Origin of the sequence: Echinicola strongylocentroti, from assembly GCF_003260975.1 — a bacterium.
GTDB lineage: Bacteria > Bacteroidota > Bacteroidia > Cytophagales > Cyclobacteriaceae > Echinicola > Echinicola strongylocentroti.
In genome coordinates, this window is the sequence record NZ_CP030041.1 from 603,221 (window position 1) to 624,593 (window position 21,373).

Here is a 21,373-nt window from a genome sequence, read left to right on the forward strand (position 1 = left end):
TTGTTATTTAAGAGCTAGTTCCTTTTTTTTAGTTACTTTTTGTTTGATCTTCAAGATGCCCTTGCTGACAATTTCCCTTTCGTCCTCACATAGTCCCCAGAGATAAATGGCCACAGAAGTCCCTAACACAGCAAGTGTAATGGTCAGTAAAAACCTGAAAGGGAAATCAAAAAGGTTAATGGAAAGCAGACAAATGGTCATCAGCACCAACAATGGGACTACTTCCTTATAAATGACCCTTTCCAGGTATCGCTGCACAGAGAGCCCTGCCAAAAGGTGAAGGAAATATAACCTCAGACAACAAGCGATGAATTCTACCACGATATATCCTGCCAAAACGGAATAAGCAGCAAAGCCCATTTTCAACAGCAAAAAAGCCAAGGGAAGGTTTAGCAGCAGGACACTTCCCACCGTGGCTTGATAGGCCTTGATCCGACCGGTTGCCTGAATAGCGGATTGCAGACCAATGGTCAATTGATTGATGATAGCCCCTACCAAGACCATTTTGCAAAATATCGCAGCATAATCGGGGACTTCTTTTAGCCATACGGCCAGTATATTGTCCATTTCGAAAATGAAAGGAACGGCAACAATGCTCAGCAGAAAAAAGCCAAACTTGCTGGCAATCAAAGCCAGTCTCAGCATCCTTTTTCTATCTCCATTGCCCTCACTTTTCATGATCTGGGGGTTGATGGATTTCAGCATAGTAGTCGATAAAAACATCAACTGCCCTCCCACTTGATTGGCAATGGCATAAGCCGAATTGATAATAGCCCCGAAGAACAAGTTCAAGATCACGGCCAGCCCCTGTGTCCTACCCAAGCTGCACAATGAGCCGAACAGGTTCCAGCTGGCATAGGCGCCCAGTTCTTTAAGCATTTTTTTGTCAATACCCTGACGGTTTTTCAGCTTACACTCCTCATAGACCCTGATACAGTACAAGGCATATCCTGTAAAACTGATGCTGCTGATGCCTGCCATCATTAAACCGTACACCACCAGCTTATCATCGGCAGAATGGTACAGTGAGATGGCAATGGCCAGCTTCAATAGGACTTCCAAAATATTGATCAGTGCCACATAAATCATATTCTCATGCGCCACGAGGGAGCCATTATACGGCACTGATAAAATCAAAAAGAACACATTGATGGCCATAAAGCGATAGACCGTTTTGGCCTCATCCAGCTTATCCAAGGGGATATTTAGAAAACCATCAAACAAGAACAGCCCAGCTATTTCCAGCAAGATCAAAATGACCACACCCAAAATCAGGTGAAAGAACAGGCTGTTCCAAAAGATTTTGGCCTGCATTACCTTGTCGTTTTTGCCTTGGAAGAAGGATAAAAAACGCTGGGTGGACGTAGCCATGGCGTTTTTCAAGAAGGAAAGCATTACTATTACTCCAGCAATCAGGTTAAATATCCCATAATCCTCTGCCCCCAAAGCATCAAGGACTATGCGTGTGGTAAACAGCGATATGCATACCGTTACTATGATCCGGCCATACAATATCCCCGTATTAAAAACTACCCTGTTGGCTGCATTCATTGACTTTCCTTAGATAATTTGGTCACTATTCTTTATAAGACCAGTTCTGGTCGTTCGTTTTCAAGGCGTTGAAAGACTTCTTTGACCTCCTGTGAGTTTTCCTTTTTTAAGGCCAGCACTGCATCATTTGTAAAGATCAAAAGGGTATCACTCAGCCCGGTAAACTCGATGTGCTTTTCCGTACCGATGACCATATTGCCCGCATCATCGAGGTAGTGCCCCTTTTCTTTCAAATAGTCATAAATGGCCTCAAAAGACCCCATATCCGACCAGTCAAATGCCGATGGTACTACTTTGATTTTCTCTGATCGCTCCATTACCGCATAGTCCACCGACAGTGAAGGGATTTTGGTCGACTCCTGCTGAGGTAGGTATATCCCCTTCTTCGACAAAAAAGCACCATAGGAATGGTCAAAAATCTGCGGTTCATACCGTCTCAATTCCTCTAGGAACATGCCTGCTCTAAAACAAAACATCCCTGAGTTCCACAAAAATTGTCCGCTCTTGAAAAAAGCGTTGGCCCTTTCCGGTCCAGGTTTTTCATGAAATCCCAAGACTTCTTCTCCCGCCGTTTCGATATAGCCATAGCCTGTTTCCGGATGCGTAGGCTGCAGGCCAAACGTAACAATATTCCCCTCCTGGGCCAATGTGACTGCGCGGTCTACGGCAGATTCATATGCCGCTCCGGGAGATATTAAATGGTCCGACGGTGTCACAAAAAGCACATCATCCTCCTTACACTGAAAGGCAGCAAAGGCAATTGCTGCAGCGGTATTTCTAGGAGCTGCTTCGACCAATTCACTGTATTGGTCGATGTTCAGCTTCCCCATATCTGCTCTGGACAGTTCAAAATTATCTTTGTTGCCCACGATAAGGACCTCATCGACCAACTCCAGGTTCCTTGAAACCGTTCGTTGAAAGAGTGTTTCTCCTTCAAAAATAGGCAAATACTGCTTAGGGCGGCTTTTGCGGGACAGCGGCCATAGGCGGCTGCCTACCCCACCGGACAGGACGACATTAACAACACTGCTCATACTGGCACTTGTAGGATTTTATCAAAGTAATTGATGGTTTCGATCAGGCCCTCTCTCAAGCGTATCCTTGGCTCCCAACCCAGTTCCTTTTTGGCCATGTGAATGATGGGTTGGCGCTGCATAGGGTCATCCTGCGGCAAAGGAAGGAACTTGAGACGACTACTGCTTCCTACCAAATCGAGTATCTGTTCTGCAAGTTCCAACATCGTAAACTCTCCCGGATTGCCAATATTGACGGGACCTGTAAACCCATCTCTTGAATTCATCAGCCGGTACATCCCCTCGATAAGATCCTCCACATAACAAAAGCTTCTTGTCTGCATCCCATCACCAAAAATGGTTATATCTTCTCCTTTGAGCGCTTGAACGATAAAGTTACTTACCACTCTACCGTCATTGGGGTGCATGCGTGGGCCATAGGTATTGAATATTCTCATCACTTTGATATCCACGCCATGCTGTCTATGATAATCAAAGAACAAGGTCTCAGCACAGCGTTTTCCTTCATCATAGCATGCCCTGATCCCAGTCGTATTGACACTTCCCTTGTAGCTCTCTGGCTGTGGGTGGAGCTCAGGGTCTCCATAAACCTCCGATGTACTGGCTTGCAGGATCTTTACCTTAAGCCGCTTGGCCAACCCTAGCATGTTGATGGCACCGATCACAGAGGTCTTGGCTGTCTGGACTGGATCAAATTGATAATGAACGGGGCTCGCTGGACATGCCAGGTTATAGATCTCATCTACCTCTACATACAGGGGAAAAGTAATATCATGGCGGAGAAATTCGAAATTTTTCTCATCCAACAAATGATGGATATTAGATTTCCTTCCTGTGAAAAGGTTGTCTGCACAGAGCACTTCATTCCCTTCCTTTAACAGCCTATCGCAGAGGTGGGACCCTAAAAACCCCGATCCTCCAGTCACTAAAACTCTTTTCATCTTTTGCTTTAAATAGTGAATAAATAGTAACGTTTCTTTGTCTTCTCTTTGGGGCAATCCCTCCTCTCAAAGGCGCCCCCAATGCTATCTTAAACCCGGAACCTGCATTAGCCAACCTATTGCGGTAACGAGTCCTAATGTATAAACCGGGTCAAAAACCTAGTGGATGACCTAAGCATAAGGGGGATAAACATCTCGACCGGATACAGCTTCGCCCCGTCAGTCCCATCTGCTAGGTACTTAAAAAAGACACTTTTAATAAGATTATATATTTTAAATATAATATTAATAAATGTTAAATAAATACGTTTATTAATATAAATTCATTGTTTATTAATGAAGTGGTCAGTTTTGATAACTAAGTGAAAAAAGGCCTAAATACCTTATTATTCCACCACCACATCACCACAACCAGCTGCATATTCCGAGAATAATCTGCTGTCCCAAAACAGGCTAAGTAAGCTTTCAAAGCGTCCCTACTGGACCTATTTCGGGACACTCTGAAAACTCAACTACCAACAAAAAAAGTGAGGTTATTTTGATTCATTTCTTACCGACCAGCTTTCCGAGCCAATTGGTCTCTTTTTCCTCGTTATCATGGTATCCGTAGCCATTTTTGCCATAGCCATAGCTGTACCCATAGGTATATCCATAACTGCCCACATCGAAGTGGACATCATTGAACAAGGAATACATTTTCTTCACGCCGCCTTTCTCTATCAGTCCTTTAAGGATCTGAATATTGGTTTTTGGCGAATAATTTTGTCTGAAAACAAAGATGTTGATATCGGCCAGGGAAAAGAGTTCTTTGGTTTCTGATACCAGTCCCACGGGTGCACAGTCGAGGATGACCATATCATACTCGGTCTTTATATCGTCCACGAGTTCTCTAAAGTAATCCTGCGCCAGTAGTTCGGCTGGATTTGGAGGAATCGGGCCCGATAAGAGCACGTCCAGGTTTTCATAGCCAGAAGGCTTCACGGCTTCTCGCCATGGCATGCCCACACTCAAACAGGAGCTCACCCCACGGTCATTGATCATTCCAAATTCCTCAGCAATCTTTGGTTTGCGAAGATCCAGGCCTACCAGGATGGTTTTCTTTCCCATCATGGCATAAACAGAAGCCAGGTTAATGGCACAAAATGTCTTGCCTTCTCCAGAGATAGATGAAGTAAACAGAATCGTTAGTTTCTGGGAGCCAGGGCTTAAAAACGCCATGTCTGCACGTAAACTCCTGAAGTTTTCCGAAATGGTAGATTTTGGTTTTTTGAGCACGGTGAGTTCCCTGTCCTTTTGGGAAGTGTCCCTTCCAATCATCCCGATCAATGGTGCACTGACCTGTTCTTCCAACTCTTTGGGGTCTTCCAGCTTATTATTGAGGAAATTGCGGACGAATAGTATCCCTACAGGAAAAAACAGTCCGAAAAAGGCCCCCAAAACCAAGTTGATCATTGTTTTTGGCGCTACTGGTTTCTCTGCTGCCCTGGCTGTATCAAGGATGGAATTTTTTGGTGTGTTGGAGGCTAAGACAATTTGTGATTCCGCCCTTTTTTGGAGGAGGTAAAGGTAGATATTCTCATTAATGGAAAACTTACGCTGAATACCAAGTAGGTTTCTTTCCGTTTCGGGAAGCTTATTGATTTCTTGCTCCACCTGATAAATCCTATTGCTGATTTCAGAAAGTGCGCTTTGGGTATTTCTGATGGCTGATTTGGTGTTTTCCAAAACTGACTGCCGGGTAGTGGCTATTTGGTTATCTATCTGCTCCAACGCAGGAGTGGAAGACGAATAAGTGGATTTAAGCCTAAGGCGTTCTGTCTGGAGTTCAGATAGCTTTACCACCAGGCTATTCAGCAAGGGGTCTGCATTACCGATGATGGACGGGGCTACTAGACCATTTCCTCCTTCCCCGTTCAGGTAATCTTCCAAGGTATGATAATAGTCAAGCTTTAGTTCAATTTCACTTTTCTGCTTTTCATAGTCCTGGAGCCGCTCAAAAATCATCACCCCTTCTTCACTAAGGTTAAATACATGGTTTTTGCTGCGATATTCTTGTAGGCGATTTTCAAAATAGGTCAGGGAATCAGTGATTCCGTTGAGTTGCTCATCGATAAATTTGATCGTATTGGCAGTTGCTTTGTTTTTTTCGCTGAGCTCCCGCTCCAAGTACACCCTCATGAGCTTATTGATAAAATCCTGCCCCAGCTTTCTGATAGGTGTTTCCATGCTGACCTGAAGAATCGAGGCCAATTTATTGGTTGGCGCTATATCGATGGCCTTTTGGTATTTCAACACCTGAGAATGGGTATCCGAAAACTTGAAATAAACTTTGTCGCCAGGTTGGGCTGCCTGGTTCTCAATGGTAAAATCAAAATATTTCCCTTTTATATTGTCCCCAAACTGATGCTTTCCCTCCAGTCCTTTTAGCTCTTCTTCAAGTTCCATTTTGTAGTAAGGATCATGAGGATTATAACTATAAAATCCGTCATCATCTATGGACAGCTGGTAGCTGGTAGGGCTGGTCACCTCGAGCTTCAGCATCCCTCCCACCAGCTGGGCAGTTCCCCAATCTACGTTTATATCAAAAGGAACATTACCATATTTCGGTTGCTTTTTGATCATTCCTTCTTCAAAAAAAGACACGTTCAGCTTCAGTTCCTCTACCACTTGTTCTGTCAGCGCATAGGACGATAGTATGCCGATCTCATTTTCAATATTGTTCTTTGGTTGGAAAAGGGACCCCGCTTCCAAAAAGTCTGCTCCAAGGTCTTGTGATTCCTCACCTACCAATACCGAACCATTCACCTTGTAGATGGGCGTCATCATTTTACTGGCCACATAGGCCAATAAAATTCCTAGAAAAGTACATGCAGCTATCACTTTCCAGTGTCGCATGTAATTAAACAAAATGGTCTTTACATCCACATCTTCCTCATTGCTTAGCTCTGGAAGTTGATTCATATGGGTGTTTTTCGCTGACATAGGCTGGTTAATTGAATAAATTTAGAAGTAAGGCCAAAGCTGTAATAGAAGAAGTAATCAGTGTAAGGGTCTGGGTGGCGTTGACCCCTGATCCGATCTCTCTCACTTTCATGGGCTCAGCATAGATCTGATCATTTGGCTGAATAAAATAATAAGGGGATTCGATGATATGTCTGTCGTTTAGATTGATCCGGTGCAGTTTCGTCCCGTCCGGATATTGGCGAATCAGTAACACCTCATCCCTTTTGGCTACTGTACTGAGATCCCCTGCCTGGGCGATGGCCTCAAAAATGGTCATACGATCCTGAAGCACTACATATTTTCCGGGATGCCTAAACTCTCCGATAGCAGAAAACCTAATTCCACCGAGCTTTACCCGCACATAATATTCAGAAGACAAGTAGCTCTTTAGTTTCTCTTGGACTTTTACCCTTACCTCATCCACAGTAAGGTTCATCACGTTAAGTTCTCCTATAATTGGGATCCTGACATTACCTCTATCGTCTACGGTATAGCCCGTCATATAGTATATATCTCCGCCCGTTTGGGCAATTTGCCCCATCATCATACTACTGGAAGAGGTGGAATTGCTACTATTAAAGCCAAACTCAATCAAATCCTCTGCTGTCATCACCTGAATATCAATAATATCATTGTATTGCAACCGGTATTCGGGACGCTCATATTGGATCATGGTTTCGTCAGGAATCTCTTCCTTTCCTTCTAGATTCTGGAGGTAAATCACCTTCTCATTGGGCACACATGAAAAGACGGCAAAACTAAATAACAGTACCAGCGGCACCGCTATGGATCTCAAAGTTGTGGTCATAATAGTTAGTTAAATAAAGGCTATGGTTTTTGAATGCAGTATGCTAGCTTTTCAGTTATTGTTGCTAAAAAAGCTCATAGATGGAGTAGTATTACTGAATTAGCTGACCCGATCAACGGGACTGCTTAAACCCGGAATATGCATTAGCCGATCTATGCGGTCTGAAACCGCTTCAAAATCAGTCGCTACGCTGCTGTTTTTGGTCCTATCCGGCCGGCAGACTGTTCACCATCAGTCCCAGCTGATCCCAAGCAGGGCAGATGATTCGATCTTCAAACAGCTTGATTAGTTGCACTTTAAGCTCTTCCAGACACCAGTCTGGGCAGGCTGTAGCGATTCCTAATACATAATCAAGGTTAAAGTGTTTTTGGGCTTATCGTTGGACGAAAATTGGAACGAATCATCCAGAAAGCGAAATTTTCAAAAACATATGCCAGTTTTAGTAAATCAAAGGTCAAGACGCACTATTCCCATCCCTTCAAAAACCTGAATCACTATAAAATCCTGCTTAAAAATGGGTAAACCGGGCTATTTCACCCTAATAAGGCCCTACTGGAAACAAAACTCCAATTTGAAGAAGATGAAACGGCTCTTTTATTTACAAAAAGCCCCATTTAGTACCAAACAAGTAGTAAAAAAGACATCTAGGTGATTTTTCATCATCAAAACAACAATTTTATTAACAATTAATTAAACCCGGAATACACAATAGCCTACCTATTGCGGCCTGAAATTGCTTTAAAATCAGCCGCTTCACCACGGGGCACAGACTGTCTCTATTGGGCTAAAGTTACTCTCTCCTACACTCGTGAAAACTCCAGCTGGTTAGCTGCCAACATCCTGTCTGGCCCACACTTCGTCAGACCTGTCTTAGCCACCCAACAAGCCTGCTTCCTGGCCCAATAAGCGTAACCCGAAAAAGCATTATATTAATTACGGTCATCGCAAGGACACCTATGAAGACAAAAGTCATCCTTTTGGCCTAATTAATAGTTTGACAATAAATAGGCATATACTTTGTAGTTTATCAACTAAAACAAATTGCTTATAAACAAAAAACGTCAAATCAATTACAAAATTTGCATTTCGTTAATTATCAATAAATAAAGTGCTTCCTGATTACAATTAATTTACAAATAGGCACAAAACATTTACGATTAATTACATATATTGAAAATAAATGCTTATTTGTATAATAAATATTAATAATCATTGAATAAAACGTATTTATAGAATTAGACAAAGACCAACGAATTAACCCCTTGATTATTTAACAGAGAAAAAAAAACTCAAAACAGGTTTGTACAGCATTTTGGCCACTATACTCCTCCTCCTGACCAACACTACTCAACATGTAGATATTATACACAAAAAAATCTACAAGAAAACCCAATGCGGATGGCCAAAAGGAATTTTGCAAACCTTAAATAAAAGCAATTCGCCCAATAAATAATCTAAGTCAAGCCAGCAAAGTCACCAACATTTTGCTAGCCCAGCGAAGAAAACAATTGACCAACTACTGTCCACCTTCCTGATAGGAATATGGATACAGTATCGTTTACCAAAAAATAAAAAATTGACCACGCTTTTAGACTGCCACAATTATGAAGAAAATTTTAATCGTTGAAGACGAGTTAGATTTAGCAGAAAACTTGGAAGAAATCCTATCTGTATTGGGCTATAACTTGGCCCCGGTAATCTCAGATGGCAACATGGTGCTTGACTACCTAAACTATTCCCAGCCAGACCTCATCCTTATGGATGTCCTGATAGATGGCGATATGGACGGTATAGACCTGGCAAAAAAAATCAAAGAGAACTACCAAATCCCTATCATATTTTTAACCGGATATTCTGACAAAATCATTCTTGATCGAATATCCAAAGTCATTTATGAAGGATATTTACTAAAACCTTTCCATATAGAAACCCTTAAAACCTGTCTTTACCTTACTTTCAAAAACCAAGAAGGCCCTAAACAACAAATCAAACCAAAAACACTGAAAATCAGAGACAAGGGTTTTATGGTTCCAGTACCAGTAGAGGATATCACGGTACTGGAAGCGGACGGTCTCTATACCAAAATCCATACACTCTCCAAACCTTATACGATTAGGGATATCCTAAAGGATGTCACCGAGAAATTGCCTGACGATTCGTTTTTGCGAATCCATAAATCCTTTACGATCAATATCAACCATATCCATGCCTATAATGCAAAGGAACTTACTGTGGGCAATCAAGTCATCCCAATGAGGAGGGGATTCCTCAAAAAATTAAAAGGCATCTTAGAGGACAGAAAACTGCTCTCTGTCAATTAACATCAATTCAGGAATCACACTTTTGAACTGCCCCTTCTTTGGGACGGGCCACGGCTTGGCAAGCACCCAAACCGTGGCCCGTCTAATAACCAACGATCACAGACTGTTACAGGGCATTGATAGGAAGATTGGCTGCATAGTAAGCAGCATACCATTCTACAAAGTCCCTCACCCCGTCCTCCAGCTTGGTCTTGGGATGGTAACCAGTGTCTTCACTTAAATCAGTGACATCAGCATAAGTGGAGACCACATCCCCATCCTGCATGGGCATCATTTGTTTTTCAGCGGTCTTCCCTATTGCTTTTTCCAATGCATGGATATAATCCAGTAATTTTACAGGATGTGAATTACCGATATTATACACCTTATAAGGCGCGTAAGAAGTGCTTGTTCTTGGTGATATTCCCCAGTCTTTATCAGGGGTTGATGGCTTATCCACCACCCGTACCACCCCTTCCACTATATCATCTATATAGGTAAAGTCCCGTTCCATCTGTCCATGGTTAAAGACCTTGATAGGCGCTCCTTTTCTGATCGCTTCGGCAAAAAGAAACATGGCCATATCAGGACGTCCCCAAGGGCCGTACACCGTAAAGAACCGTAGCCCCGTAGTAGGTATCCCAAAAAGATGACTATAGGTGTGAGCCATTAGTTCATTGGACTTTTTGGTGGCCGCATAGAGACTTACAGGATGATCTACCGAGTGGTCTGTGGAGAAAGGCATTTGCTTGTTAGCACCATATACGGAGCTGGATGAAGCATACACCAGGTGTTTGACGGGAAAATGCCTGCACGCTTCCAGCACATTCATAAACCCTTGGATATTGGCCTGAATATAAGCATCCGGATTGACCAATGAATACCGAACTCCCGCCTGGGCAGCGAGGTGAATGACAACATCCACCTTTGCTTCTTCCATCAGGGTCATCAACGGCTCTCTTTCGGAAAGATCCATCTTCACAAATGTATATCTTGGAAATGTTTTTGAAACTACTCGGAGGTGGTCGCTCACCTCATCACGTGATATACCCGAGTCTTCCAACCGGCTGTACTTAAGGCCAACATCATAATAATCATTTATGGCATCTACACCGATTACCTCATCCCCTCTTTCCAAGAGTCTTTTGGCTACATGAAACCCTATAAACCCTGCGGTGCCTGTCACTAAATATTTCATTTAAAACTGCTTTTGTGGAACATTATCATAAATCTCCCCCTCACCCTATAAAAAAAGCCCTCCAACGCTGAAGGACTTTATAATCCAACTCTTTCGTAAGATCAATAGACATTCTCTCGATTCATTACCAAGCTCAAAAAGGTCATCCAGATGATCTTGTAATCCAGAAAGGGGTTCCATTTTTTCAGGTAAAAAATATCCATCCTGTACCTAGCGTACATTTGATAAAACTCCGCAGTCTCTCCCCGATATCCTTTGGCCTGAGCCAATCCTGTCAAGCCTGGTTTGGAATGGTGCCTGGACATAAATCCGTCTATTTGCGATGAAAATTGCTCATTCAACGAAACCGGATGAGGACGAGGGCCGACAATGGACATGTCCCCCTTAAACACATTGATCAACTGGGGCAATTCATCAATGCTTGACTTCCTGATAAACTTCCCTACTTGCGTCACCCTTGCGTCATTTTTCGTTGCCTGCTTGGTATCAGCTTCTGCATTGGTCACCATGCTTCTGAACTTGTAACAGTAAAACAACTCGTTGTTCTTTCCGTGCCGCTTTTGTTTAAAAAACACGGGACCCTTTGAGTCCAACTTGATCAATAACGCAACGATCGGAAACAACCAAAACCCTATAAAAATCATAAACAATAAAGCTATCGTAATGTCTGAAGCTCTTTTAACCACCAAGTTGGCTTTATTAAAACCTGATGACACCATTGGGGAATCCCCCATTCCTGCGTTTTGAGACAGGTGTGGGTTATCCATTACCCCCACTGAATTCTCACTTTCTCTAAAATGTACTATTGAACCGTTCATAAGACATTAAATTTTGGTTTTGTAAGAAATAATTCGTTAAAAAAAACCAGGTGTTCGTGCTGATTTATTAGGTTATAAAGGGTTCATTGGAGACTTGTCCAGCCACTTTTGATAGGACTTGTGCCGTAGATGACAACCACATCTTCAAGTTAAAAACAATATTGTTTTATATATATTTTAAATAATTATAAGTAAATAAAAAGACTATTAATTTTAATAAAACGTATTTTTATATAATATTTTAAATTATCCGCATTTTATTATCCCCCGCAGCATTACCGGGTATAAAAACCCGGAATTTGTATCAGCCTATCTATTGCGGCTATAGCGGCTCCTGTCTCATAAACTGGGTTAAAACAAGTAGGAAACTTTGAGATTTGTATTCAAGTTATAGGCTGCATTCCCACGATAACGCCCATCCTTTTCGTTGAAATAAGGGGCATAGAAATTATAATTCATGCTTTTGATAAACCTGACATGCGCCTGTAGCAGCAGGTGTTCTACTATCTCATCTTCATATTTTCCCCCCAACGCAAAATCTATCCATGGGGCCACCTGCTCACCATTACTATTGGCATAATTGTAAAAGTTCTGGTCACGGGCATAGCGCTCTAGCTGAATGCCAAATTTGCTCAAACCGTCCACATGACTGATTTCCAATAGTTGGATATTGCCACTCCTTCCCAGCCCTGCCCCCAGCACCTGCCCGCGATTTGTCAAGCCATGTATCACTTGATAATTATCATAAATGCCTCGGCCCCTGTTGGGGGCACCAGTCCATTTTACAATATTATTAATCGAATTTTGTGTATGCGTCATTTCTAAACTCAGTCCTATAAATCGGCCCTTGCTGATCGGAACGTATTTGCTGGCACCTATGACATATCCTCGTGAGTGTTCAGGGTTAAGGATCGTTTCTCTCCAGTTTAGGGAATGGTCATTGCGCATAAACTCAAAATACACTTCACTGTGAGCTTCTGGTATGGCCCATCTAAAATAAAATTCCAGCACCTGATCTTCCCGTTTGAGGACGTTTTCCAATACCCCCTCCCCGTCCTTGGGCAGTGGCGTAAGCAGAGGAATCCAAGCCCGCACACCACTGCCCATATCATCTCTATATATCTGAAAGGCTCTACTCGCACCAAGTGACAGCCCGGGCAGCCACTTGGGTGAGTAGCTTACGGTAATGCCCGTAAAATACCTCCAATCATCCTCTTGAATTGGCTTAAAAACTGATGAATAGGCACTGTCACTATAGTAAGAATGGCCTGAACCTTCCAATCTCCCCATAACATATTGCCCTTCGAAATGTCCCAAAAAGGTCTTCACCGGTTTGGTCGTATGGAGTGTGGCATGAGCAAACCCCGCGGCATTGTCTCCGATCATCAGGGGATTATAGCGGGCAGGGCCCCACCAGATATTTTCGGTAGATACTCCTGCTGCAAAACCTCCAAACATAACCTTGACATGGGAATTTCCGGGCAATAGTTCATTGATAGGCCCACTACCGTACCTGACTGGCAAATCAATCCCATCAACACCTCTTTCCATAAATTCAAAAAAAGTAATGGGGGCGTCCTCTGGGTATTCTTCAAAAGGAAGATTCTGGGCATAATGGTACTGGGGATACAGCTGGATACTGACAGGGCCTGCCTGCATATGCAAGCCTCCGTTAAATAGAATTTGTTGTCCTTTTGCTGGGACAGCTGCCCCATTTCCCCAACCATAGGGATACGCTGAGTTAAAGGTATGTGTAAGTTGGACCGGCATCAGACGAAGAGTAAACCAATCCATTTTGACCACATCACCCCATTTACCACTGGACATTAGCTCCTCGTATTTCCCGTCTTCCACTTTGTCCAAATAAAGTGGCCGCACATTAAAACTAAGGGGACCACTGGTGGTATCGATAAGTTGTTGCCTACGAATGTAATCCTGAAATACGGGCATGTTCAGGGGTAAATTCTGGGCAGACACCTTGGTAAATAGCAACGCACCGATGAGCACCATCGTTAGCCCAAATCCCCTCTTGAAGGATAGCTGTTTTATGTGCACAACATTAGGCAACCCATTAAATAATCCTAAAATCATTGAAAGTATATCAATTATCACACCTGAATATTGCAAAAAGTTAGGCATAAGTAGGGAGCTGTCAGGGCAATTGCTTTGTTTCGTAAATAAAAAGTCATTCACACACTCCTACTCCAATAACCATCGGAAAATCGGATAAATAAAAGGTAAATTAAAGCCCCATAAAGCAACACGATCCCTCGTAAAAAAACAGGCTTTTTCTACACTGCCGGGAACCTCTTTAAGTGCAACAATGTTGCAAATTAAAACCAATTGAAAGAACATGAACGACAACACTTACGACGCCATTATCATTGGCGGCAGCTATGCAGGTCTATCTGCTGCCTTGGCTTTAGGAAGATCCTTGCGATCAACACTTATATTGGACAGTGGAACCCCCTGCAATAAACAGACTCCGTATTCGCATAATTTTCTCACCCAAGACGGTAAAAGCCCTAGCGAAATTGCTGCTGTTGCCCTTGAGCAAGTGCTGCAATACCCTACTGTCCAAATCAACCACGAAGAAGTAATCGATGCCCAAAAGGTGGGAGATGTATTTGAACTCCAAACCAGCTCAGGCCGTGTTTACATAGCCAAAAAGCTACTGTTTGCCACTGGCATCAAGGACCAAATACCGGATATGGAAGGGTTTGCTGCCTGTTGGGGAATATCGGTGATCCATTGTCCCTATTGTCATGGATACGAAGTCAAAAAGCTGCCAACTGCAATCATGGCAAATGGCGACAAAGCGTTTCATATGGGCAAGCTTTTGCAAAACTGGACGGATCAAATCACCCTCCTCACCAATGGTGAGTCCCAACTTACTACAGAACAACATGGACAATTGGAGAAGGATGGCCTCCGGATCCTCACCCAAAAAGTGGCTTCACTCCAGCACCAAAACGGTCAGCTGGAAAGCATCCAATTGACAGATGGCAGTGCATTGGACTTTCCGGTAATGTATGCAGCCCTTCCCTTTTCACAAAGTTCGGAATTGATCAGTAAGCTAGGTTGTGAAATCAATGAACATGGGCATGTCACCGTCAGTGGCAAACAGGAGACCACAATTCCGGGCATATATGCCGCAGGTGACAACACCAACCCGCTTCGTGCAGTCTCCATGGCGGTATCTTCGGGAACCACTGCCGGGGCCATGATCAATTTTGACCTTTTGGGCTTTTGATATGTCCTAACATCAAGACCTACAGGTTACTAAAACACTACAAAAATAAGGTGGCTTGAATACTTCGGTCCCAAAGCGCAAGATTTAGCCGAAATATTGCGGCAAATCACTTTCCTTGACTAATTTTAAACTCCATTTTGGGACTTGTGTTTCTGCAAGTCCCTTTTTATGAGTACAGCATGAAAGTTTGTATCGCCGAAAAACCAAGTGTCGCCAGAGAGATCGCCCAAGTCATTGGTGCCAAAAGCCGGAAAGATGGCTACTTCGAAGGAAATGGCTATCAAGTAACATGGACATTTGGTCATTTTTGTACCTTGTATCCTCCAGAAGACTATGATCCCACCTGGAAACGATGGGACCTCTATACCCTCCCCATGCTCCCCAAGCGATTTGAAACCAAGGTTCTCTCGGACAATGGTGTCAAAAAGCAATTCAAGGTTATCCGGGATTTGGTAAAAAAAGCACAGGTCGTCATCAATTGTGGGGATGCTGGCCAAGAAGGGGAGCTAATCCAACGGTGGGTATTGAAGCAGGCTGACTACAAGGGAGTGGTACAGCGATTATGGATTTCCTCATTGACCACCGAATCCATCCAGAACGGTTTTGACCATCTCAAACCTGCCGAGGACTTTGACAACCTGTATTATGCAGGCAGCTCTAGAGCAATTGGCGACTGGCTTTTGGGCATGAACGCTACGCGCCTATACACCCTCAAATACGGCGGATACAAACAGGTTCTTTCCATAGGCCGAGTACAGACGCCCACACTTGCCATGCTGGTCAATAGGCACCATGAAATCGACAATTTCAAGCCCGAGCCCTATTGGGAGCTGCAAACCATCTATAGAGAAACACCCTTCCAAAGTACCGAAGGCAAATTCGTCAAGAAAGAAGACGGTGATGCACTGCTCCAGCAGGTGACTGGCAAAGACCTGTTCATTACTGCTATAGAAAAAAAAGAAGGCAAAGAATATGCGCCCAAGCTCTTTGACCTGACCAGTCTACAGGTATATTGTAATAACAAATTTAACCTTACCGCTGATAACACCCTCAAAACCGTACAACGGCTGTATGAAATGAAAGTGGTCACCTACCCAAGAGTAGACACCACTTTTCTCCCAAACGACATGTATCCCAAGGTACCTGGAATATTAAAAGGGCTCAACAGCTATAGTCAGTTTACCAAGCCACTTTTAGAAAAGAAAATCCGTAAATCTTCCAAGGTCTTCAATGACAAAAAAGTAACCGACCACCATGCCATCATCCCTACAGGAGAAGAAAAACAACTAGGACATACGGAACAGCAAGTCTATGACATCATAGTAAGGAGGTTTTTGGCGGTATTCTATCCAGACTGTAAAGTGGCCAAAACGCAGGTAACAGCAGAAGTCGATAAGGTACCCTTTACGGCCAAAGGCAAGGAAATACTGGATGAAGGCTGGAGGGCGCTTTTTGCCAAGGACAATAAAAAAGAAAAAGAAGATGGTGACAGCAAGGAGGAAGAGGAAGAAGGTATCCTCCCCTCCTTCGAAAAAGGCGAGCACGGACCACACCATCCCACACTAAAGGAAAAAACCACCAAACCTCCAAGAAACTACACCGAAGCTTCCCTGCTCCGGGCCATGGAAACAGCTGGCAAGCAGGTGGAAGATGATGAGCTCCGGGACTTAATGAAAGCAAACGGAATAGGAAGACCCTCCACCAGAGCGAGCATTATAGAGACCCTCTTTAGGAGAAAGTACATCCAACGAAAGAAAAAACTCGTCGTCCCCACCGAGATGGGCATCCAGCTAATCGGCACCATCCAAAACGAACTCTTAAAATCTGCGGAGCTCACTGGTCAATGGGAAAAACAACTCAAAGAAATCGAAGAAGGGGAATTTAGCGCTATTACTTTTATTGCCAACATGAAGAAAATGGTGGCCGAGCTGGTGAGAGAAGTAAAACATGAAAGCAGCAAACCCAGGCTGTCATCACCATACGCTCCCGAAAATGAAAAACGGCCATCCCAAAGCAAAGAAAAACCTCCACAGTCTACCAAAAGCAAAAAGGGACTGGAAGACATCACCTGCCCTAAATGTGGCAAGGGTACTATCATCAAAGGCAAAACTGCCTATGGGTGTAGTCAATGGAAAGCAGGGTGTGACCTTAGGCTTCCCATAAAAATGATGGGTAAAAAACTAACAGACAAACAGGTCCAACGATTGGTGGAGAAAAAAGCCACTACAAAACTCAAGGGATTTATCGTCAATGGAGAAAAAGTAGAAGGAATCCTGAAACTGGACGAAGCCTTCCAAGTCGCTTTTGAACCCAAATCCCAAGCTACTTCCCAACCTAAGGAACCCGCAATGCCTCGCTGTCCAAAATGTAAAAAAGGATCGATCATCAAAGGCAAGGCCGCGTATGGGTGCAGTGAATGGAAAAAGGGCTGTACCTTCAGGTTTGCTTTTCAAGAAATCAAAGAAAGGGCAAATGGCCGCCCACTTACCAAAGCTTTGGTATTGGAAATTATCAGCCAATAGTCTGGTCATACTGTCCCGTAGTCAATTTTGTAACTGGCGATACACTCCTCAGTTATTGCCCGCAATTCAGTTATTTATCCCAGGGCAAACGCATTTAAAAAAAATGTTCCTATTTGCATTTATATCTGCCGTTCCTACGGAACTTACCCTTTTGTGTGTAATCATTTTTTGTTGTCACCTGCACCTTCTATATGCCCCTCCGCCAAAGGCGGATGAGGCAGGATGCTCAGTTGCTAACGCCTATTCAGGGTTTAACCTCAACCAAGCCAACCACTATACATGAGCAGATAGCTGCGACGGCTTGTTCGATCCAAGTCAACTAATCATTCTTTCAGCCCATCCCGCCATTCGGCAATCTAGTGTCAAGCCAAACCTAAACCTACGTGTAATCCGGTGTGTCTTTTGGCCTATCTCTACGTTGCAAAAAGACTTCCTTAGCTACGGCTAGGGGCGTTTTTTGCGCCTTGATCTCGTCCAAAACTCACTACCGCCTTACCCGTCATTTAAGCGTTGACTTGACCCTAGGCTACTGCGGTTTCCAATGTACAAATCGGGGCAAAGTGCCAGCGGCACGATAAATTTAGTAACCTGCGGATTCATCCGCAGGAGCTTAAGCTCTCCTCAAGCTCCCGAAGGAGTGCCATCGGCACGGATGATAGCTATGCCTACACGAAAATTGTTTCCCTTCAAAACACTAAACGCGTTTGCCCTGGATATTTATCCCTAATAATTCGTTTTATTAAAATAGTTTTGTATCTTTTAATAGAGAATATGTAGTTGAACTGATAAAATTATTGAATTCCTTTTTGAAGCTACCAAAAAGCCAAATAGAGAGTAAAGGATTATATGACCACACCACTGTATTCCTTGAATAGAGATGTATTATTCAAAAACAGCTTATTCATTGACCGCTCTATTTTTTTTACCTAGAGTAAGTAATTTTACTTATATTTAGGTAAAAAAAACATATATTACCAACGTTTTATTCTTACTAGCAAATTATATTTATACCAACATGAGTTCAAAATCTTGACAAACCACAAGAACCTTGCTTCTGCAAAAAAAGCAAATAGACCCAGAGACATTTAGTTTGATTAATAGTTTTGCCGACAAGGTATTGAATAATTAAACACCTAATTTTATTGATTTTTAGATGACTAGCATAAAGAGCATTTGCGTAATTGACGACGACCCTATCTACACTTTTGGGATAAAGAAAATCATAGAGATGGGAAATTTTGAAGTAAATACCATCTTCTACCAAAATGGCCTGGAAGCTTATGATGGGCTTTCAAGTAGAATTGAAAACAAGGAACCTATGCCGGACATGATCCTGCTGGATATCAATATGCCTATCTGGAACGGATGGAAATTTTTGGATGAATTTTTGAAAATACAGCCTGACACCTCCATTACCATTTACATCATCAGCAGTAGTATCGATCCTAATGACACCAAGAAGGCCAACGAGTACCATGTCATCAAAAACTTTATCGTAAAGCCCATTTCGATCCAGAAAGTAAAAGAACTGTTAACGTAACCTATCAAAAGGTTCTCCTCTTGCTCCAAGAGAAGGGTTCAGTCCGGAACTACTTCAAAACGGTAAGTTTGCGACCAATCACTCCAGTTGAGGTTTTGGTCACGGTACCTTACACGCCAGTAATACGTCTTCCCAGGTGCTAAAAGCCTATGTACTTTTTCGTCCCTGAGGTCATCGTCTTTCTGTTGGTTTTCATTGTAATACCAGTTTTCACTTTGCTTCCAGCTATCCACGATTGGCTTTTTAAAATCCGATTTCAGGGATATTTGCCAGTTGGAAGCAGCATGAATGGCTCCTTGACGGTCACTCTCAAAATCCTCCGCCTGAAGGACCAGATCATGGGACGCTACCTCTTCGTCGATAGGAAAGACGCCTTTCGGAGAATGTGGCTTTTGTTGGTACTTCCACACAGTAATCGAGTCAGTCAACTCATTGTCCCTGAAGCGGTATTGATTACCACGGCTGATTCTTTTTACGGTAAACCGTGGATCTGACGGATCTGCATTTACCTCCACCATGACAAAACCGTATTCATCTTGGGTGACCGTAAACTCCTCATAATCCCTGCCCTCAAATTCTCCCCAATTATCTATCGACCCGCCAGCACTGGCCACATTGACCCAAAGGTGCTTATGGTCACGTGACTGGCCACGCGAATACCCATGGGTATGACCAAAAAAATGAACACTAGGCTTACCCGTTTTATTAGTAAAATTCTCGAGTTTTTCCACGACCTTCCCTGAAAAATCAGACTCTCCCGGTATCCATAACTCCGACTTATGGGGATGATGCATTTGTGCAAAAACAAAATCAATCTCATCCATTTGGGAGGTTTCCTCCAGCACCTTATCCAGCCAACGGAGTTGGTAATCACTACCTCCAATTCCATCGTCCACATTGGAGTTTAGCCCCAGCACTCGGGTATTTCCATAATCCTTGTACCACCAATTCTCCGCATACTCAGGACTTCCGTTTTTTGGAAGACTGAAATATTTAAAGTAAAAAACGGATTGGTTTTCATGGTTCCCTAAAACTGGGTACACAGGCACTTGGGAAAACAACTCTTTTGCGGGATCGAAGAAGTGATCCTTCCATTGGTGATAGGTCGCGCCATTCTGGACCAAGTCACCGGGAATGAGCACCATGGCCAAATTATCAGGTACATCACCTTCATATTCTTGGTCAAGATATGATAAGATCCCTTCATTGACCACTTCTCTAAACTTGTCCGGCGCATTGCCATCGATCTGCATATCACTCATGGCTACCAAATTAAAAGACCTATGATCACTGGAAAAAGGCGGGGTCTTAAACTGGAACACATCGGATACTGCATTCCCTGTCCTGACACGATAATAATAGGTGGTGAATTTTTGCAGGCCTTCTACCTTCACTTCATGAACCTTGGCTTCTGTAAAATTAATGTCGATAGATTTACCAGTAGCGCTTTGTCCCAATTCAGGAGTAATCCCCCACTCTACTGTACCCATCTCACCACTATCTGTCTGCCACATGACCACAGCGCTTGTAGGTGAAACATCTTGTAAGTAGGGCTGGATACTTATTTGCTGTGCAAAAGTCGGTATCGATATGCATAGGCTAAAAAAAGCAAATGCAGGCTTCCAGAAGCAGAAAAGGAGTTTGTTCATCGTTTGGGGATTAGGCTTTTCACAAATTTAGCAGTTGATTGTTTCTCTATCGTCAACAATAAATTACCATTAAGTAAACTTCCACTTTACCATTTGGACTACTCAGCATGATTTATTTAAAACTGCCTTTCGACTTGGCAACTGCTACCCGCCCCCCTAGTATAACTCCACTATGGCCACAGCATCCTAACCCATGCTAAGAGAGGCGCCTCCAGAAGTCGGCTTCTTTGGTTGATGTTTATAAGCATTTGGAAACCCTCAATCTTCAAAAGCCGCTTTAAGCTGGGCTATTTCCAGCTTTTTCATTTTCATCACGGCTTCCATCATTTTCTTGGCACCCTCAACATCTTTGGAGGAAAGCATCTCAGTAAGCTCTTTAGGTACGATCTGCCAAGAAAAACCATATCGATCTTTCAGCCATCCACACTGGGATTCCTCGCCTCCATGATCGATGAATTGGTGCCAATAGTGATCAATCTCCGCTTGGTTTTCGCACTGAACAAAAAAGGAAACGGCTTCATTGAACTTGAAACTGGGGCCTGCATCGAAGGCATGCACCCGGAGCCCATTGATGACAAAATCACCCACCTGAACCGTCCCTGCTGGCATAGGACCTCCTTCGGGCCATTTGGTCAATTTCTTGATTTCAGAGTTGGGAAATAATCCCGTGTAAAAACGAATGGCTTCTTCCGCTTCCTTGTCAAACCACAGAAACGGAACTATGTTTTGGGGTGTTTGGATGGTGCTCATGAGTGG

The 21,373-nt window shown here is 43.2% G+C and carries 14 protein-coding genes; 4 read left to right on the forward strand and 10 right to left on the reverse strand.

Translation table 11 applies throughout. The features are described from left to right. Positions 1-3 precede the first annotated feature (3 nt). The 5 genes from DN752_RS02315 to DN752_RS02335 form a co-directional block, all read right to left on the reverse strand. The gene (locus DN752_RS02315) at positions 4-1,551 is read right to left on the reverse strand and encodes an MATE family efflux transporter (RefSeq protein ID WP_112782483.1); all 1,548 of its coding nucleotides are present in this window, start codon (positions 1,549-1,551) and stop codon (positions 4-6) included. A gap of 32 nt (positions 1,552-1,583) precedes the next feature. Continuing rightward, positions 1,584-2,585, reverse strand: a complete 1,002-nt coding sequence (locus DN752_RS02320) for a mannose-1-phosphate guanylyltransferase (protein WP_112782484.1) — start codon at positions 2,583-2,585, stop codon at positions 1,584-1,586. Beyond that, the gene (locus DN752_RS02325) at positions 2,582-3,526 is read right to left on the reverse strand and encodes a UDP-glucuronic acid decarboxylase family protein (protein WP_112782485.1); all 945 of its coding nucleotides are present in this window, start codon (positions 3,524-3,526) and stop codon (positions 2,582-2,584) included. Before DN752_RS02325 ends, DN752_RS02320 begins: the two co-directional genes overlap by 4 nt. Positions 3,527-4,069: 543 nt before the next feature. Next, entirely contained in the window at positions 4,070-6,487 is a 2,418-nt protein-coding gene (locus tag DN752_RS02330) for a GumC family protein (protein WP_245949431.1), read from the reverse strand. 28 nt (positions 6,488-6,515) lie between these two features. Continuing rightward, a complete protein-coding gene (locus DN752_RS02335) occupies positions 6,516-7,337 on the reverse strand; it encodes a polysaccharide biosynthesis/export family protein (RefSeq protein ID WP_112782487.1) in 822 nt (273 codons plus the stop codon). 1,604 nt (positions 7,338-8,941) lie between these two features. Here DN752_RS02335 and DN752_RS02340 point away from each other — a divergent pair. Continuing rightward, positions 8,942-9,658: a LytR/AlgR family response regulator transcription factor gene (locus DN752_RS02340; protein ID WP_112782488.1), complete on the forward strand. Its 717-nt coding sequence runs from the start codon at positions 8,942-8,944 to the stop codon at positions 9,656-9,658. Positions 9,659-9,764: 106 nt separating this feature from the next. Here the strand turns inward: DN752_RS02340 and DN752_RS02345 are convergent, their stop codons facing one another. From DN752_RS02345 to DN752_RS02355, 3 genes are all read right to left on the reverse strand, one after another. After that, entirely contained in the window at positions 9,765-10,835 is a 1,071-nt protein-coding gene (locus tag DN752_RS02345; protein WP_112782489.1) for an NAD-dependent epimerase, read from the reverse strand. Between the two features lie 101 nt (positions 10,836-10,936). Continuing rightward, complete coding sequence (locus DN752_RS02350) at positions 10,937-11,653, reverse strand: sugar transferase (RefSeq protein ID WP_112782490.1); 717 nt, start codon at positions 11,651-11,653, stop codon at positions 10,937-10,939. A 351-nt stretch (positions 11,654-12,004) separates the two neighbouring features. Further along, positions 12,005-13,744, reverse strand: a complete 1,740-nt coding sequence (locus tag DN752_RS02355; RefSeq protein ID WP_162633079.1) for a capsule assembly Wzi family protein — start codon at positions 13,742-13,744, stop codon at positions 12,005-12,007. Positions 13,745-14,006: 262 nt separating this feature from the next. Between DN752_RS02355 and DN752_RS02360 the strand changes: the two genes are divergently transcribed. The 3 genes from DN752_RS02360 (at position 14,007) to DN752_RS02375 (ending at position 18,968) form a co-directional block, all read left to right on the forward strand. Then, positions 14,007-14,906 (forward strand): NAD(P)/FAD-dependent oxidoreductase, encoded by a 900-nt coding sequence (locus DN752_RS02360; RefSeq protein ID WP_112782492.1) that lies wholly within the window; start codon positions 14,007-14,009, stop codon positions 14,904-14,906. Positions 14,907-15,085: 179 nt separating this feature from the next. Next, positions 15,086-17,428, forward strand: a complete 2,343-nt coding sequence (locus DN752_RS02365; RefSeq protein WP_112782493.1) for a DNA topoisomerase 3 — start codon at positions 15,086-15,088, stop codon at positions 17,426-17,428. Positions 17,429-18,581: 1,153 nt separating this feature from the next. After that, complete coding sequence (locus tag DN752_RS02375) at positions 18,582-18,968, forward strand: response regulator (RefSeq protein ID WP_112782495.1); 387 nt, start codon at positions 18,582-18,584, stop codon at positions 18,966-18,968. A gap of 38 nt (positions 18,969-19,006) precedes the next feature. On the opposite strand, the gene DN752_RS02380 is transcribed toward DN752_RS02375, so the two are convergent. Next, on the reverse strand, positions 19,007-20,617 hold the full coding sequence (locus DN752_RS02380; protein WP_112782496.1) for a fibronectin type III domain-containing protein: 1,611 nt from the start codon (positions 20,615-20,617) through the stop codon (positions 19,007-19,009). A 258-nt stretch (positions 20,618-20,875) separates the two neighbouring features. Continuing rightward, positions 20,876-21,367 (reverse strand): VOC family protein, encoded by a 492-nt coding sequence (locus tag DN752_RS02385; protein ID WP_112782497.1) that lies wholly within the window; start codon positions 21,365-21,367, stop codon positions 20,876-20,878. Positions 21,368-21,373 lie beyond the last annotated feature (6 nt).